This is a genomic window from Vibrio sp. 10N.239.311.G01 (assembly GCF_041465805.1).
GTDB lineage: Bacteria > Pseudomonadota > Gammaproteobacteria > Enterobacterales > Vibrionaceae > Vibrio > Vibrio crassostreae_C.
This window is the reverse complement of sequence record NZ_JBFSRM010000003.1, coordinates 97,691-115,516: the sequence shown is the minus strand read 5'-3', so window position 1 is coordinate 115,516 and position 17,826 is coordinate 97,691. Positions and strand designations below refer to the sequence as shown.

General features: G+C 45.4%; 15 protein-coding genes. All 15 read left to right on the top strand.

The features are described 5' to 3' along the window. Positions 1-47: 47 nt before the first annotated feature. The 15 genes from ispC to AB6D06_RS03270 all read left to right on the top strand — a co-directional run bounded on the left by ispC (position 48) and on the right by AB6D06_RS03270 (position 17,746). Complete coding sequence (gene ispC, locus AB6D06_RS03340; RefSeq protein ID WP_017060737.1) at positions 48-1,256, top strand: 1-deoxy-D-xylulose-5-phosphate reductoisomerase; 1,209 nt, start codon at positions 48-50, stop codon at positions 1,254-1,256. Next, a complete protein-coding gene (rseP, locus tag AB6D06_RS03335) occupies positions 1,253-2,611 on the top strand; it encodes a sigma E protease regulator RseP (RefSeq protein ID WP_017060736.1) in 1,359 nt (452 codons plus the stop codon). Before ispC ends, rseP begins: the two co-directional genes overlap by 4 nt. A 48-nt stretch (positions 2,612-2,659) precedes the next feature. Next, on the top strand, positions 2,660-5,065 hold the full coding sequence (gene bamA, locus AB6D06_RS03330; protein WP_017060735.1) for an outer membrane protein assembly factor BamA: 2,406 nt from the start codon (positions 2,660-2,662) through the stop codon (positions 5,063-5,065). Positions 5,066-5,092: 27 nt separating this feature from the next. Further along, on the top strand, positions 5,093-5,593 hold the full coding sequence (locus AB6D06_RS03325) for an OmpH family outer membrane protein (protein ID WP_017063367.1): 501 nt from the start codon (positions 5,093-5,095) through the stop codon (positions 5,591-5,593). Between the two features lie 5 nt (positions 5,594-5,598). Then, positions 5,599-6,630, top strand: a complete 1,032-nt coding sequence (gene lpxD / locus AB6D06_RS03320; protein ID WP_017066404.1) for a UDP-3-O-(3-hydroxymyristoyl)glucosamine N-acyltransferase — start codon at positions 5,599-5,601, stop codon at positions 6,628-6,630. Between the two features lie 93 nt (positions 6,631-6,723). Next, the gene (gene fabZ, locus AB6D06_RS03315; protein ID WP_009847408.1) at positions 6,724-7,176 is read left to right on the top strand and encodes a 3-hydroxyacyl-ACP dehydratase FabZ; all 453 of its coding nucleotides are present in this window, start codon (positions 6,724-6,726) and stop codon (positions 7,174-7,176) included. Between the two features lies 1 nt (position 7,177). Then, entirely contained in the window at positions 7,178-7,966 is a 789-nt protein-coding gene (lpxA, locus tag AB6D06_RS03310) for an acyl-ACP--UDP-N-acetylglucosamine O-acyltransferase (RefSeq protein WP_017066405.1), read from the top strand. A gap of 129 nt (positions 7,967-8,095) precedes the next feature. Next, positions 8,096-9,292 (top strand): lipid-A-disaccharide synthase, encoded by a 1,197-nt coding sequence (gene lpxB, locus AB6D06_RS03305; RefSeq protein WP_017066406.1) that lies wholly within the window; start codon positions 8,096-8,098, stop codon positions 9,290-9,292. Positions 9,293-9,325: 33 nt separating this feature from the next. Then, positions 9,326-9,946 (top strand): ribonuclease HII, encoded by a 621-nt coding sequence (rnhB, locus tag AB6D06_RS03300; RefSeq protein ID WP_017063371.1) that lies wholly within the window; start codon positions 9,326-9,328, stop codon positions 9,944-9,946. Between the two features lie 113 nt (positions 9,947-10,059). Then, positions 10,060-13,539 carry a DNA polymerase III subunit alpha gene (gene dnaE, locus AB6D06_RS03295; RefSeq protein WP_372099678.1) on the top strand — a complete coding sequence of 1,160 codons (3,480 nt, stop codon included), beginning with the start codon at positions 10,060-10,062 and terminating at the stop codon, positions 13,537-13,539. 45 nt (positions 13,540-13,584) lie between these two features. Then, positions 13,585-14,544 (top strand): acetyl-CoA carboxylase carboxyl transferase subunit alpha, encoded by a 960-nt coding sequence (gene accA / locus AB6D06_RS03290; protein WP_017060731.1) that lies wholly within the window; start codon positions 13,585-13,587, stop codon positions 14,542-14,544. A 124-nt stretch (positions 14,545-14,668) separates the two neighbouring features. Beyond that, positions 14,669-16,003 (top strand): tRNA lysidine(34) synthetase TilS, encoded by a 1,335-nt coding sequence (gene tilS / locus AB6D06_RS03285; RefSeq protein WP_372109930.1) that lies wholly within the window; start codon positions 14,669-14,671, stop codon positions 16,001-16,003. A 46-nt stretch (positions 16,004-16,049) separates the two neighbouring features. Beyond that, a complete protein-coding gene (locus tag AB6D06_RS03280) occupies positions 16,050-16,373 on the top strand; it encodes a cytochrome c (RefSeq protein ID WP_170791809.1) in 324 nt (107 codons plus the stop codon). A 130-nt stretch (positions 16,374-16,503) separates the two neighbouring features. Continuing rightward, positions 16,504-16,842 (top strand): nitrogen regulatory protein P-II, encoded by a 339-nt coding sequence (glnB, locus tag AB6D06_RS03275; RefSeq protein WP_017063373.1) that lies wholly within the window; start codon positions 16,504-16,506, stop codon positions 16,840-16,842. Between the two features lie 61 nt (positions 16,843-16,903). Then, positions 16,904-17,746, top strand: a complete 843-nt coding sequence (locus AB6D06_RS03270; protein WP_017060728.1) for an endonuclease/exonuclease/phosphatase family protein — start codon at positions 16,904-16,906, stop codon at positions 17,744-17,746. Positions 17,747-17,826 lie beyond the last annotated feature (80 nt).

Below are 17,826 nucleotides of genomic sequence, written 5' to 3'. Positions count from 1 at the left end.
AAAGGGCAGTGATTCTGCCCTTTATTACATTTCTACGGTCATATGTGATGCGAAATCTAACTATCCTTGGCGCTACCGGCTCAATTGGTGCAAGTACACTAAAAGTCGTTGAGCAAAACCCAGATCTCTATTCAGTGGTTGCACTGGCTGCAGGCTCGAATGTTGAAAAGATGCTGGCGTTAGTTGAAAAGTGGCAACCAAGCTATGTTGCTATGGCTTGCTCTGATGCAGCGTCTCAACTGACTGAAGTGTTGTCCGTGAGTTACCCTAACGTAAAAGTACTTTCAGGCACTGAAGGCATGTGTCAGGTTGCTTCTCTAGAGGAAGTGGACACGGTAATGGCCGCGATTGTTGGTGCCGCTGGTTTACTTCCTACTATGTCTGCGGTTAAAGCGGGCAAGCGTATCTTGCTTGCAAACAAAGAAGCTTTGGTGATGTCTGGGCAGTTGTTTATCGACGCCGTGGAAAAATACGGTGCAGAGCTGCTTCCTGTCGATAGCGAGCATAATGCTATTTTCCAATGCCTTCCGCAGAACGTACAAACTAACCTAGGCCGCTGTAACCTTGAAGAAAACGGCATTAACCATATTCTTCTGACTGGTTCTGGTGGTCCTTTCCGTTATACCGATGTGGCTGAACTCGAATCAGTGACTCCTGAACGCGCAATTGCACACCCTAACTGGTCTATGGGGCCTAAGATCTCTGTCGATTCTGCGACTATGATGAATAAAGGGCTAGAGTACATTGAAGCGAAATGGCTATTTAATGCTTCTCAGGAGCAGTTAAAGGTCATCATTCACCCGCAGTCTGTGATTCACTCGATGGTTCAGTACAAGGATGGCTCTGTGCTTGCTCAAATGGGCGAACCAGATATGGCAACGCCAATCGCTTTGACGATGTCTTACCCTAATCGTACCGAGGCGGGTGTTAAGCCTTTAGACTTTACTAAAGTGGGTGAGCTTACCTTCTTAGAACCAGATTTCAGTCGTTACCCGTGTTTGAGGTTAGCGATTGAAGCGTGCTACTTAGGTCAGCATGCGACAACAGCCATTAATGCAGCAAACGAGATCGCGGTCGATGCTTTCTTGAACAATCAGGTGAAGTTTACCGATATTGCTGTCATTAACGAACACGTTATGAGCAAAGTATGTGAACAACATAACTCTGAGGGTTTAGATAGCTTGGAAAGCCTTCTCGAGCTCGATAATATGTCTCGTCAAATAGCCATTCAATTTATTAAAGAGCAGCTAGCATGAGTGGAATTCTGTGGAACTTCGCATCTTTTATCGTAGCGCTTGGCATTCTGGTTGCTGTTCATGAGTTTGGACACTTCTGGGTCGCTCGTCGTTGTGGTGTGAAAGTTGAAAAATTCTCGATTGGTTTTGGTAAATCAATCTGGAGTAAAGTGGGCCGTGATGGTACTGAATACAGCTTGTCAGTGATTCCACTGGGCGGCTACGTTAAGATGCTCGATGGTCGTGTTGACGATCTTTCTGAAGATCAACAGCAATACGCTTTCGACAAGAAGCCGCTTTGGAAACGAACGGCGATTGTGGGTGCAGGCCCTGCATTCAACTTTATCTTTGCGGTGTTCGCGTATTGGTTAGTATTTTTGATTGGCGTACCCGCGGTTAAGCCCGTGATTGGTGAAGTCACTCCACAATCTATTGCTGCACAAGCCGGAATTGAAACTGGAATGGAACTTAAATCTATTTCAGGAATCAAAACCGCAGATTGGGAATCAGTCAATATGGGGTTGATATCGCACATTGGTGATCAATCCATGACAGTGACGGTTGCTTCTCAAGACGACATCGGCTTTGAGCAACAAATGACATTGGATATTTCAGACTGGTCGTTCAACCCAGAAACTGAATCTGCAATGACAACGCTGGGCTTTAGACCGTATTCTCCAGAGATATCGACCGTACTGGCTCAAATCATTGATGATGGCGCTGCATACGATGCAGGTCTTGAAGCTGGCGATAAAATTGTTGAGATTAACGGGCAACCTATTGAACAGTGGCAGTCGGTTGTTGAGTTAATTCGTGCTAATCCAATGACATCATTGGACTTGGTCGTATTGCGAAATGGTGCCGAGCAGTCATTGGTTATGACACCAAAAAGTCGAGAGCTTTCTGATGGTTCGACAATCGGCTATGCAGGTATTGCTCCGGAAGTCGCAGAATGGCCAGAAGATTATCGCTTTGAGTTACAATTTGGTGTAATTGAGTCTGTAGGAAAAGCATTTGATAAAACAGGTCAAATCATTGGATTGACACTGACAATGCTTAAGAAGCTCATCGTTGGTGATGTTGGCTTAAACAACTTGAGTGGCCCTATTTCAATCGCTAAAGGTGCAGGTACAACCGCCGATTATGGTCTGGTTTACTTCTTGGGCTTTTTGGCTCTGATTAGTGTTAACTTAGGGATTATTAATTTGGTTCCGCTGCCTATGCTTGATGGCGGACATTTGCTGTTTTTCGCTATTGAGGCCGTTACTCGTAAACCGGTACCTGAGAAAGTTCAGGAAATGGGATACAGAGTGGGAGGGGCAATCCTCTTCTCATTGATGGCTCTGGCAATATTTAACGATTTTACTCGTCTGTGAATGGTTTCTCACAGGCATTGGTAGTAGCAAGGAATAATTAGAATAAGTATGGCGATTAAGCAAATTCTGTTCGCAAGTCTATTGGCCACTAGTGTGGCTGCGAACGGAGCACAAAACTTTGTAGTTCAAGATATCAAGATCGAAGGTTTACAGCGTGTTGCACTTGGTGCAGCTCTACTGAAAATGCCAGTACGTATTGGCGATGAAGTGGATGAAAGCGATGTGTCTGAGATCATTCGTGCATTGTATGCTTCGGGCAACTTTGAGGACGTTAAAGTCCTTCGTGATGAAGGTGTATTGATTGTTCAAGTTCAAGAACGACCGACCATCGCAAGCATCTCATTCTCTGGTAATAAAGCGATTAAAGAAGAACAGCTTCAGCAGAACCTAGATGCGTCTGGTGTTCGTGAAGGTGAAGCCCTTGACCGTACTACGCTGAGTAACATTGAAAAAGGCCTTGAAGATTTTTACTACAGTGTTGGTAAGTACAACGCGACAGTAAAAGCGGTTGTGACACCTCTGCCACGTAACCGTTCTGACCTTAAGTTTGTGTTTACTGAGGGCGTATCCGCTAAGATTCAGCAAATCAACTTTATCGGTAATGAAGTCTTCTCTGACTCTGAACTGCTTAGTCGTTTCAATCTGAATGTTGATGTTGCATGGTGGAATTTCCTTGCGGATGAAAAATACCAAAAGCAAGTATTAGCCGGTGATATCGAAGCGCTGAAATCTTACTACCTTGACCGTGGTTACCTTAAGTTTAAGGTTGACTCTACGCAGGTGGCGATCTCTCCAGACAAAAAAGGTGTTTACATCACGCTTGGCCTCGATGAAGGCGAAGCCTACACCGTTAAAGATGTCTCTTTCCGTGGTGAATTAATCGGTCGTGAGGCTGACTTCGAAGCGTTAGTGCCATTCGAAGACGGCGATACGTACAACGGTTCTTCGGTAACGTCTTTGGAAGAGAACGTAAAACGAATTCTTGGTGAATCTGGCTACGCGTACCCACAAGTTCGCACGATTCCTGAATTTGACGATGAGACCAAAGAAGTGTCGTTGGTTATCAATGTAGAAGCGGGCAGCCGTATCTATGTTCGTGATATTCGATTCACGGGTAACAACTCAACGAAAGACGAAGTACTGCGTCGTGAAATGCGTCAAATGGAAGGCAGCTGGCTTAACTCTAAGTCCATTGATACCGGTAAGAGCCGTCTTAACCGTTTAGGTTTCTTTGAAACGGTTGATGTACAAACAGTGCGTGTTCCTGGCAGTGAAGACCAAGTTGATTTGGTTTACAACGTTAAGGAAGCGAACTCAGGCAGTATCAACTTTGGTGTCGGCTACGGTACTGAATCTGGTGTGAGTTTCCAAGTTGGCCTGCAACAAGACAACTTTGCGGGCTCTGGTAACCGTGTTGGCGTAAGTGCCATGATGAACGATTACCAAAAAAACGTGAGCTTAGACTACCGTGACCCATACTGGAACCTGGATGGTGTGAGCTTAGGCGGTAAGATCTTCTACAACGAATTTGAAGCCTCTGAAGCGGGCATCGTCGACTATACCAACCAAAGTTACGGTACCAGCCTAACATGGGGTTTCCCTATGGATGAGCTGAACCGTATCGAGTTTGGTGTGGGCTATACGCACAACAAGATCGGTAACGTACCGACTTATATCCAAGTTGAACAGTTCGCGAGAAGTATCGACCAATACGGTGACGAGCACATCTTAACCGATGACTTCGATATCAATATCTCTTGGACGCGTAACAACTTGAACCGTGGTTTCTTCCCAACAGAGGGTAACCACCAACGTGCTTTCGCTAAAATGACGGTACCAGGCTCTGATGCTCAGTACTTCAAAATGCAGTACGATGTAAAACATTACATCCCGCTGACCAAAAAGCATGAGTTCACACTATTGATGCGTGGCCGATTAGGCTATGGTAATGGTTATGGTCAAACAGATGGTAACGATAACTTGTTCCCATTCTACGAGAACTACTACGCAGGTGGTTTTACAACCCTACGTGGCTTTGGTTCTAACTCAGCTGGCCCGAAAGCCGTTTACGGAAGCAGCACAGGTAACAACCCAACCTATGATACCGCTACTGATGATTCAGTGGGTGGTAACGCGGTTGCCTTAGCAAGCTTAGAGTTAATTGTACCAACGCCGTTTGCTTCTGATGAAGCGCGCAGCCAGATTCGAACCAGTGTTTTCTTCGACATGGCAAGTGTATGGGACACAGAGTTCGTAGACCGCGGCGCACCAAATAGTGGCAGCCAGTACTACTACGATTACTCTGACCCAACAAATTACCGTTCATCTTATGGTGCCGCTCTTCAATGGATGTCACCAATGGGCCCACTGGTTTTCTCTCTAGCGAAACCAATTAAAGTTTACGAAGGTGATGATGAAGAGTTCTTCACATTTACCATTGGTAGAACTTTCTAATATTTAAAGGACAATATTTTGAAAAATATGATTAAAGCAGCAGGTTTAGGCCTTGTAGTTCTTAGCTCTTCTTTCTTTGCAACAGCTGCTGAAGCTGCGCAAAAAGTGGGTTATGTAAACACTGCACAAGTATTCCAGGCTCTACCTCAGCGTGAAGTTGTTCTTCAAAAAATGCAGGAAGAGTTCAAAGATAAAGCGGCTGAGCTACAGAGCATTCAAGCTGAAGCGAAAACCAAGATTGAAAAGCTTAAGCGTGATGGCGAGCTACTAGGTCCTGAAGAAGTTGAGAAGCTTCGTATCGAAGTTGGCCAACTAGACAGCAAGTACAAAATCAAAGCTCAAGCATTAGAAAAAGCAAGTCAACGTCGTGAAGCACAAGAGAAGCAGAAGCTGTTCAAAGTGATTCAAGATGCTGTAACTAAAGTTGCAGAGAAAGAAGGCTACGACATGATCGTTGATATTCAAGCTCTACAATACGGTAAGCCTGAATACAACATCTCTGAGCAAGTAATTAAATCACTGAAATAAGTTTTATGAAGAACCTGACTTTAGCCGAATTGGCAACGATTACTGGGGGAGAGCTACACGGAGACGGTACGATTACCGTCTCAGCAGTCGCTCCTATGGATAAAGCGCAAGAAGGTAACATTACGTTCCTTTCTAACGTGAAGTACAGCAAGCACCTAGGTGACTGTAAAGCGTCCGCTATTATGGTTAAAGAGAGTGAGCGCGAATTGTGTAAGACCAACGTTATTGTGGTTAGTGACCCTTACGTTGCTTTTGCTAAGGTTGCTCAAGCGCTTGATACTACTCCTGCACCCGCAGCGGCTATTGCTGATTCTGCTTCAATCTCTAGCGATGCAACTATTGGACAAAATGTGTCTATTGGTGCGAACGCTGTGATTGAGTCTGGTGTAGTACTTAGTGATGATGTGATCATCGGTGCTGGTTGCTTTATTGGTAAAAATGCAAAAATTGGCGCAGGCACTAAGCTGTGGGCTAACGTAAGTGTTTACCATGAAGTTGTGATTGGTGAAGCATGTCTGATCCAATCAAGTACTGTTATTGGCTCTGATGGCTTTGGTTATGCGAACGAGAAAGGCGAATGGGTTAAGATCCCGCAAGTCGGCTCTGTTCGCATTGGTAACCGCGTAGAAATTGGCGCGTGTACTACCATCGACCGCGGCGCATTAGATGACACAATCATCGAAGACAACGTTATCCTAGATAACCAACTTCAAATTGCTCACAATGTTCACATCGGATATGGTTCAGCTCTTGCTGGTGGTACTATCATTGCAGGCAGCACGACGATAGGTAAGTACTGTATTATTGGTGGTGGTTGTGTGATTAATGGTCACATTGAAATCGTTGACGGCGTTACAATCACCGGTATGGGGATGGTAATGCGCAGCATCACTGAGAAAGGCATGTACTCTTCGGGTATTCCTTTACAGCCAAATAAAGACTGGCGTAAAACAGCGACGCGAGTTCATCGTATTGATGAAATGAACAAGCGTTTGAAAACCGTTGAAAAACTTATTGAGAAGAGCGCGGAATCATAATTCCAGCATTTCTAATAAAAGGCTCGCGTACAGCGAGTCTTTTTCGTTTATAATCCTTCTAATTAAATAAAGAATATACATAGGAATACGACTTTGACTACTGAACAGACAACGATGAACATTACTGAAATTCAGGAACTACTACCTCATCGCTACCCATTCTTAATGGTTGATCGTGTGACTAGCTTTGAAAAAGAAAAAACACTGACCGCAATTAAGAATGTTTCTGTTAACGAACCTCAGTTCACAGGCCACTTCCCTCAGCTTCCTGTATTCCCAGGCGTGTTGATCTTAGAAGCAATGGCACAAGCAACAGGCCTTCTAGCATTCAAATCTTTCGGTGCGCCTTCTGGCAACGAGTTGTACTACTTCGCTAGCGTAGATAAAGCTAAATTCCGTAAGCCAGTAGTACCAGGTGACCAACTGGTTATCGAAGTTGAATTCTTAAAAGAACGTCGTGGCATCGCATCGTTTAATGGTGTTGCTAAGGTTGACGGCGTAGTTGTATGTTCAGCTGAACTTAAATGTGCTCGTAGAGAGTTTTAATATGATTCATGAAACAGCGAAAATTCACCCGGCAGCAGTAATCGAAGGTGATGTAACTATCGGTGCTAACGTGACGGTTGGGCCTTTCACTTACATTGCTGGTAACGTGACAATTGGTGACGACACTGAAGTGATGTCGCACGTTGTGATCAAAGGTCACACAACCATTGGTAAAGAAAATCGTATCTTCCCACACGCTGTTATCGGTGAAGAAAACCAAGATAAGAAATACGGCGGCGAAGACACAACAGTTGTAATCGGTGATCGCAACGTAATTCGTGAAGCGGTTCAAATCCATCGTGGTACGGTTCAAGACAAAGCAACCACAGTGATTGGTGATGACAACTTACTTTGTGTTAATGCTCACGTAGCGCACGATGTTATTGTTGGTAACCACACTCACATTGGTAACAACGCTATTCTTGGCGGTCATGTAACGGTTGGCGACTACGCTGGTGTTATGGCACTTTCTGCGATTCACCCATTCTGCTCAATTGGTGCTTACGCATACATTGGTGGTTGTTCTGCAGTTGTTCAAGATGTACTGCCGTACGTGCTTGCACAGGGTAACCACGCGGCTCCATTCGGTCTTAATCTAGTAGGTTTGAAGCGTAACGGATTTGAAAAACCTGAAATTCGTGCACTACAGAAGGCGTACAAAGAGTTATACCGTTCAGGTAAAACACTTGAAGAAGCGAAAGTGGCTTTAGTTGAAATGGCAAAAGAGTTTACTTCGGTAGCGCCTATGCTTGAAATGCTAGAGAACTCTGAGCGCGGTATTATTCGTTAATACTCGATATGGTTATGTACCAATCAATGTGAGTATGGCAATAACTACTTCATCAGAATGGTATAACAAAAAGATCGCTACTCGTTAGGCGGTCTTTTTTGTTTTAGGCAACAAGGGAATTGAAAAACTATGGCACAGCAAGAAGCAGCAACCAATAGCTCGGACTTCGTTTCGAATGAACCATTGCGCGTAGGCATTGTTGTCGGCGAACTGTCTGGCGATACGCTTGGTGAAGGCTTTATCAAAGCGATCAAATCACAATACCCGAATGCAGAGTTCGTTGGCATTGGCGGGCCGAAAATGAAAGCCCTTGGTTGTGAGTCTCTTTTCGAGATGGAAGAGCTGGCCGTTATGGGCTTAGTTGAAGTGCTTGGCCGTTTACCTCGCTTGTTAAAAGTAAAAGCAGAGCTGGTTAAGTATTTCACTCAAAATCCACCCGATGTCTTTGTCGGTATCGACGCGCCCGATTTCAACCTAAGGCTTGAGTTAGACCTTAAGAACGCTGGTATCAAAACGGTGCATTACGTGAGCCCTTCAGTGTGGGCTTGGCGTCCAAAGCGTATCTTTAAAATCGACAAAGCAACCGACTTAGTCTTGGCTTTCTTGCCGTTCGAAAAAGCGTTCTACGATAAATATAACGTTGCCTGTGAGTTTGTTGGTCACACGTTGGCAGACGCGATTCCTTTAGAGCCTAGTAAACAAGATGCTCGAGAGCTGTTAGGTCTTGATCAAGACAAGCAGTGGTTAGCCGTATTACCGGGTAGCCGTGGTGGTGAGATGGGTTTGATTGCTCAGCCATTTATCGAAACTTGCCAACGTATCAAGCAGAAGTATCCGGATATCAATTTTGTTGTTGCGCTCGTTAACGAGCAGCGTAAAAAGCAGTTTACTGAAATCTGGCAATCGACCGCACCTGAGCTTGAATTCACGTTAGTCGAAGATACGGCAACCAACGTGATTACCGCCGCTGATTCTGTGCTCTTGGCTTCAGGTACCGTGGCTCTTGAATGTATGTTGCTTAAACGCCCTATGGTGGTTGGTTACAAAGTAAATAAGCTGACGGGTTACATTGTTAAGAAGTTGGCGATCACTGAGTTTGTGTCACTGCCGAATATTTTGGCTGGTGAAGAGATCGTGAAAGAGCATATTCTTGAAGAGTGCCACCCAGACTTTTTGTTCCCGTCTGTCGATAAAATGCTATCAGCCGATAACAGTGCCTTGATCAAACGCTTTACCGAGATGCATCACTGGATCCGCAAAGACGCAGACAAACAAGCCGCTAACGCAGTATTGAAATTGATTGACCGACCTTTTGTTGAAGCATAAAGCGCTTATTTACAGAACATTAAGAGATTAGTTATGGCAGTAAAAGAAAAAAAAGAGCTTCCTCCATTTGAATACCCGCAAGGTTACCAGCTGTTTGCTGGCGTGGATGAAGTAGGGCGTGGCCCTTTGGTTGGCGACGTGGTGACCGCTGCGGTTATCCTTGATCCAAACAACCCAATCGAAGGCTTGAACGACTCAAAGAAATTGTCTGAGAAAAAGCGTCTTGCGTTACTTCCTGAAATCAAAGAGAAAGCTTTGGCGTGGTCTGTCGGTCGTTGTTCTCCACAAGAAATTGATGAGTTGAATATTCTGCAAGCGACGATGGTTGCTATGCAGCGAGCTATCGCGGGGTTGAGCGTTCAACCTGATATGGCGTTGATAGATGGAAACCGAGTCCCAGAACTGCCGATGGATGGTCTTGCGATTGTGAAGGGGGACTTGCGAGTGGCTGAAATCAGTGCGGCGTCTATTATCGCAAAAGTCGTTCGTGACCAAGAGATGGAAGATCTTGATAAACTTCATCCAGAGTTTGGTTTTGCTAAGCATAAAGGTTACCCGACCAAAGCGCATTTCGAAGCGATTGAAAAACATGGTGTAACCGAGCATTACCGCAAGAGCTTTAAGCCAGTAAAACGTATTCTTGGTATAGATTAGAGCTTTACGTTAACTAGAGCTTAGCATCGAATAAAGTTGCTAACTTGTATTAGAAAAAAATAGAATACACACAGTTGTAATCCTAGGCTCAAACCTAGAACTCAGGAAAAATAATGTCAGATCCAAAATTTGTTCACCTACGCGTACACAGTGACTTTTCGATGGTGGATGGCCTATCCAAGGTGCCACCATTAGTTAAAAAAGTCGCTGAAATGGGTATGCCTGCTCTAGCATTGACCGACTTTACCAACCTGTGTGGTTTAGTGAAGTTTTACGGTACTGCCCATGGGTGTGGGGTTAAACCTATTATTGGTGCTGACTTCTTGATGCAGTCTCCAGAATTCGGTGACGAGTTGACCAAGCTCACCGTTATCGCAACGAACAATAAAGGTTATAACAATCTAACGTTACTCATCTCAAAAGCTTACCTTCGTGGTCATGTTCAACATCAGCCTGTTATTGATAAAGAGTGGCTAATTGAGAATGCAGAAGGCCTGATCATTCTATCGGGCGCCAAAGAAGGTGAGATTGGTAAGGCGTTGCTGAAAGGTAACCGTGACTTGGTTGCAAGCAGCGTCGAGTTTTACAAAACGTACTTCGCCGATCGTTTTTACTTGGAACTGATTCGTACCGGACGACCAGATGAAGAGTCATACTTACACTTTGCGTTAGAGCTTGCTGAACAGGAAGACCTGCCTGTTGTCGCAACCAACGAAGTGGTTTTTCTAACTGAAGACCTGTTTGATGCTCACGAAATCCGCGTGGCGATTCATGATGGTTTCACTATGGTCGATCCTCGTCGCCCTAAGAACTACAGCGCGCAGCAATATCTACGTAGTGAAGAAGAGATGTGTGAGCTGTTCTCAGACATTCCTGAAGCACTTGAGAACAGTGTTGAGATTGCTAAGCGTTGTAATGTAACGGTTCGTCTGGGCGAGTACTTCCTGCCTAACTTCCCAACGGAAGGTTTGGCGATTGAAGACTTCTTGATCAAGAAATCTGAAGAAGGCCTTGAGCGACGTCTAGCGTTCCTATTCCCAGATGAAAAAGTGCGTGCTGAGCGCAGACCGGAATACGATGAGCGACTCAAGATTGAGCTCGAAGTTGTTAACAACATGGGTTTCCCAGGTTACTTCTTGATCGTAATGGAGTTCATCCAGTGGTCAAAAGACAACGATGTGCCAGTAGGTCCTGGCCGTGGTTCTGGTGCCGGCTCTCTAGTCGCTTACGCCTTGGATATCACCGATCTCGATCCACTTGAATACGATCTACTTTTCGAACGTTTCTTGAACCCAGAACGTGTATCCATGCCCGATTTCGATATCGACTTCTGTATGGATAAGCGTGACCAAGTTATTGATCACGTGGCTGAAATGTACGGTCGTGATGCCGTTTCTCAGATCATCACCTTTGGTACCATGGCGGCAAAAGCGGTAATCCGCGATGTAGGCCGTGTATTGGGCCACCCGTTTGGTTTCGTCGATCGAATTTCAAAGCTTGTACCGCCAGACCCGGGTATGACGCTAGAGAAAGCATTCCTTGCTGAACCTGCATTGCCAGAGCTTTACGATGGCGATGAAGAAGTTCGTGAGCTGATTGATAAGTGTCGCATCCTTGAAGGTTGTACGCGAAATGCCGGTAAGCACGCAGGTGGTGTTGTTATCTCACCCACCACGATCACCGATTTTTCGCCAATCTATGCCGACGCAGAAGGTAACTTCCCAGTAACGCAGTTCGATAAGAATGACGTTGAAACGGCTGGCTTGGTTAAGTTCGACTTCTTGGGGCTGCGTACCCTGACCATCATCGACTGGGCGTTAGGCCTAGTGAATCCACGTTTGAAGAAAGAGGGGAAAGAACCGGTTCGTATCGAGTCGATTCCTCTTGATGACCAAGCGTCATTTAACCTATTACAAAATTCTGAAACCACCGCGGTATTCCAGCTGGAATCGCGTGGTATGAAAGACCTTATCAAACGTCTACAGCCCGACTGTTTTGAAGATATTATCGCATTGGTAGCCCTGTTCCGTCCGGGTCCTCTGCAATCAGGCATGGTAGATAACTTTATCGACCGTAAACACGGCCGTGAAGCGGTTTCTTACCCTGATGAAACGTGGCAACACGAATCGCTGAAAGAGACGCTAGAACCTACGTACGGCATCATCCTGTATCAAGAGCAGGTAATGCAAATCGCACAGATCCTTGCTGGCTATACGCTTGGTGGAGCGGATATGTTGCGTCGTGCGATGGGTAAGAAAAAGCCAGAAGAGATGGCAAAGCAGCGTGGTACCTTTAAAGAGGGTGCTGAAGCCAATGGTGTTGATGGCGAGCTGGCCATGAAGATCTTTGACTTGGTAGAGAAATTTGCGGGCTACGGCTTTAACAAATCTCACTCCGCAGCATATGCACTGGTTTCTTATCAAACGCTATGGCTGAAAACGCACTACCCAGCGGAATTTATGGCTGCGGTAATGACGGCAGATATGGATAACACCGAGAAGGTTATTGGCCTTGTTGATGAATGTTTCCGTATGAAGCTCAAGCTTTTACCACCAGATATCAACTCGGGTCTGTACCGCTTTAACGTGGATGAAGATGGCGCGATTGTTTATGGCATCGGTGCGATCAAAGGGGTCGGTGAAGGCCCTATTGAAGCGATTATTGAAGCGCGAAATAAAGGTGGTTACTTTAAAGACTTATTCGACTTCTGTGCACGTCTTGATCTGAAGAAGGTTAATAAACGTGTTATCGAAAAGTTGATTCTATCCGGAGCCTTAGATAGATTAGGTCCTCACCGAGCGGCGATGATGGCATCTTTGAAAGATGCGGTGAAGGCAGCGAGTCAACATCACCATGCCGAGTCTTTTGGTCAATCTGATATGTTTGGCGTGTTGACCGACGCTCCGGAAGAGGTTGAACACAAGTATACCCAAGTGCCTAAATGGCCTGAGAAGGTTTGGCTTGAAGGTGAACGTGAAACGCTTGGTTTGTATTTAACGGGTCACCCGGTTAACGCTTACATCAAAGAGTTAGCGAAATACACTAGCTGTCGTTTGAAAGATGCCACGCCAACGCGTCGTGACCAATCACTAACAATTGCAGGCTTGGTGATTGCTGCGAGAGTGATGACGACGAAGCGCGGCACGCGAATTGGTTTGATGACACTTGATGACCGATCGGGCCGAATGGAAGTGATGTTGTTCTCGGATGCGCTCGATCGCTACGCAGAATTGCTCGAAAAAGACAAAATTGTGGTCGTTTCCGGACAGGTCAGCTTTGATGATTTCAATGGCGGGCTTAAAATGTCCGCGCGCGAGGTCATGGACTTAGGAAGCGCCCGTGAGAAATATGCTCGTGGGGTGTCGATATCTATCGACCAATCCCAAATTAACGGTCAATTTTTTGAACGCTTTAGTCAAATCTTAGAACCTTATAGAGCCGGAACGGTCCCAGTCAATGTATACTACCAGCGTGCCGACGCTAGAGCGCGGTTAACATTGGGCACAGAATGGCGTGTGACGCCAAGTGATACATTACTAGACGAATTAAAACAGCTGCTTGGAAATAGCCAAGTAGAACTCGAATTTAACTAAAATTTAGCTTCGCGAATGCGGAGCTGAATCAACAAGGATTCATAGATGAGCCTGAACTTTCTAGAATTTGAAAAGCCTATCGCTGAACTTGAAGCAAAAATCGAAGCGCTACGTGACGTTTCGCGTCACGGTGGTGACACAGCGGTAGATCTAGACAAAGAAATCGAACAACTAGAGAAAAAAAGCTTAGAGCTTAAACAGAAAATCTTTAGTGACTTAGGTGCATGGCAGGTAGCTCAACTTGCTCGTCACCCTCAACGTCCTTACACCAAAGATTACCTGGAGCATGCATTCACAGAGTTTGAAGAGATGGCGGGCGATCGCGCTTACGCTGACGACAAAGCTATTGTGGGTGGTATGGCTCGTCTAAATGGCCGTCCTGTTATGGTTATTGGTCACCAGAAAGGTCGTGAGACTAAAGAGAAAGTGATCCGTAACTTTGGTATGCCAAAGCCAGAAGGTTACCGTAAGGCGCTACGTCTAATGGAAACTGCTGAGCGTTTCAACATGCCTATTATTACTTTCATCGACACAGCGGGCGCATACCCAGGTGTTGGTGCTGAAGAGCGTGGTCAATCTGAAGCTATCGCTAAAAACCTAAAAGTGATGGCTGGCCTTTCAGTTCCTGTTATCTGTAACGTTGTGGGTGAAGGCGGTTCTGGTGGTGCACTAGCGATTGGTGTTGGTGACTACGTGAACATGCTTCAGTACTCTACGTACTCAGTAATCTCTCCAGAAGGTTGTGCTTCAATCTTATGGCGCGATTCAGATAAAGCACCACAAGCAGCTGAAGCGATGGGCCTGATTGCTCCTCGTCTTAAAGAGCTTGAGCTTATCGACGAAATCATTCCTGAGCCTCTAGGTGGCGCGCACCGCGACCCTGCACAAACCGCTCAAAACATGAAAGACATGTTAGTTAAACAGCTAGAAGAGCTAGAGCAGTTTGATAACGAAACGCTGCTTGAGCGTCGTTACCAGCGTCTAATGAGCTACGGCTACTGCTGATAACTTGCCTTAGCGATAAGGCTAGCTATACGAACAAATGATGAAAGGGTTGGACTCAGTGCCAACCCTTTTTTATTATTAAAACATTATCCCTTAACACACGATCTCTTGGTTTATTAGCCTCATGACACACTTAATTGATACCTTCACATCTGTACTTGATCAAAGCGCGCTTAAGCCTTGTCGGTTGATCGTCGCTTTCAGTGGTGGTGTCGATTCACGAGTGTTGTTGGAGTTGGCTGCCCAATTCGCTAAGTCCCATCACATCGATTGCTGTGCGGTACATGTTCACCACGGCTTAAGCAACAATGCTGATTATTGGGCAGAGCAGTGCAAAACATGGTGTGATGCTTTGTCGGTATCCTTGTTCATTGAACGAGTCTCGCTAGATATTAGCCGTGGAGAAAGCGTTGAAAAGCTGGCTCGAGACGCGCGATACCAAGCCCTTAAAAAGCATATTAGACAAGGTGATGTGTTAGTGACAGGCCAGCACATCGATGACCAAGTCGAGACCTTCTTGTTAGCTCTTAAGCGTGGCAGTGGTCCGAAAGGGCTCTCTTCAATGGCGAAAGTGATGCCATTTTCAGGTGCTCATATCGTTCGCCCACTGCTGTCGGTGACGAGAACGGATATTGAAGTGGCGGCGCGCGATATGGCTTTAACTTGGGTAGAAGATGAGAGTAATCAAGACGTTCGCTTTGACCGTAATTTTATTCGTCATCAAGTCACTCCGACACTGACCGAGCGTTGGCCTAGTTTTCGAGAATCGGTCAGTCGTAGTGCTCAGCTATGTGCAGAGCAAGAGTTACTGTTGGATGAGTTGTTAGAATCTCACTTACAACAAGCTTTGACTGAGAAGCACAGCTTAAGTATTGAGGTATTATCTCAGTACTCTGATTTACTGCGTGCACGCTTATTAAGAATGTGGCTGAGCCGCTGTAATCAACCGATGCCGAGCCAAAAGCAGCTCAAACTTATATGGGATGAGGTGGCATGTGCTCAGGCAGACGCCAACCCTAAGCTGGTGTTGAATGAGGTTGAGGTTAGACGTTTTAATCATCAGCTCCATGTCGTAAAAGAGACCAAAGACTTGTCGAACTGGCAAAGTGATATCTCGATGGAAGAGAGCTTAGTTTTGCCTGACGGTTTAGGGGAACTACACTTAACTTCAGCGGCGAGTGATGGTGTATCTAACCACTGTGATGCGCAACATTTTAGTCTCAACACAACGAGAGGAACACTGCGAGTGATATTTAACCCTGAGGGATTGTCAGCACACCCTGTTGGGCGCGGTCATAGCAGGAAGCTTAAGAAGTTGTTTCAAGAGTACCAAGTACCCAGTTGGTTAAGACGCAAAACGCCGATATTAATGGATGGCGATCGAGTGATCGCTGTTTTAGGCTTATTCGTAGATAAAAACTACGAAGGTCAAGATTGTGAAGCGCTTTGGAGCAAGTAGAAAAAGTTTATGTCACAATTCACCGTCACTTTAATAAAAATAATTAATGGAATATGCAATGAAGAAAATTACACTAGGATTAGTTCTTGGATTTGGACTATTGAGTGGTAACGCTCTGGCGGCTGATGTTGCTGCGGGTCAAGCTAAAGCAGCAATCTGTGCGGCATGTCATGGTGCAGACGGTATCGCAGTGATCCCTGGCTATCCAAACCTTAAAGGTCAAAACGAGCAATACATCGCTTCATCAATTAAGGCCTATAAGAATGGCCAGCGCACCGGCGGTTTGGCCGCTGTAATGCAGGCTCAAGCTTCAATGCTGAGTGATGAAGACATCGCGAATCTAGCCGCTTACTACGCAAGCCTTAAGTAAAACCTTCTCAAAGCGCTGATTAAACAAGATGATAAATTTCGAGCCAGAGCTTTAAAGCTCTGGCTTTTTTCATTGAATGTTTACTATAGCTAACCGATAATGAGCCATTCGCACAGTTTAAGGGATGAACATGAAAAAGATTGAAGCCATTATCAAGCCATTCAAACTTGATGATGTACGTGAAGCACTTGCAGAAGTGGGTATTACGGGTATGACAGTATCTGAAGTTAAAGGCTTTGGACGTCAAAAAGGTCATACTGAGCTATACCGCGGCGCAGAGTACATGGTCGACTTTTTACCTAAAGTGAAACTAGAAATCGTTGTGACCGACGAAGTGGCTGACCAATGTGTTGATACCATCATTGAGACGGCTCAAACAGGTAAAATTGGTGACGGTAAGATCTTCATTACTGAAGTTGAACGTGTGGTACGTATTCGTACTGGCGAAGAAGACGAAGACGCCGTATAAAAAAACTATTACCCTAAAAGGAGCGTTTATCGCTCCTTTTTCATCTCTGGTAGGGTGCTGTATGTTTAAGAAAACCATCATTGTTATCACGTTATTGATAACGCTTGCTGTCGTTAGTTTTCATTTTATCTTCGTGATCCCGAATAAACCCAACCTGATCATTTCCTCTCAAAGTACCAGTAACGACATCTACAGTTGCTACCAAAACTCTGCACCGAAAGCGATTGATGTGTCTGATGGCTTAGACATTACGGTGTGGAATATCTACAAGCAAAACCGAAATAATTGGCAGAGTGAGTTAAATAAGCTGTCGGCAGGTAGCGATTTAGTCTTGCTGCAAGAAGCTAGTATGACAGAAGGACTTCGCCAATGGGTAATGAGCGGACAGTGGGGAAGCACACGTGTTAATGCGTTTGAGGCCTTTGAGCAAAGTGCTGGGGTACTCAACCTAGCAACCCATTTACCGATTGAAGCGTGTGCTTATACTCATGAAGAACCTTGGCTTCAACTGCCTAAATCGGCGCTTTGGTCGCGTTACCAACTAAACAATGGCGAAGAGCTGGCTGTGATTAATATCCACGCTGTGAACTTTACCTTTGGTACGGAAGATTACGAGGCTCAGCTCAAGAGCTTAACTGACAATCTGCAAAAGTATCGTGGGCCGGTTATTTTTGCTGGGGACTTTAATAGCTGGAGTGAAGCTCGCTTTGCTGTATTGAAAGATGCGTTGGAGAAGGTTGGTTTGACGGAAGTTGCCTTTGAGCCAGATAACAGAACTCAGTTCATTACAGGACTGGTGCTCGACCATGTGTTCTATCGAGGGCTAGAGGTAGAAAAAGCAAAAGCGCCCATTACGGACGCTTCTGATCATAACCCTATGCGAGTGACCTTTAAGGCTAAATAGTGATTAGCTATTAGTCATTGGAACTTAACCATTCGCACGGTGGTTACCTTGGGAAATCTAACGGAACAATAGGCTAGAGA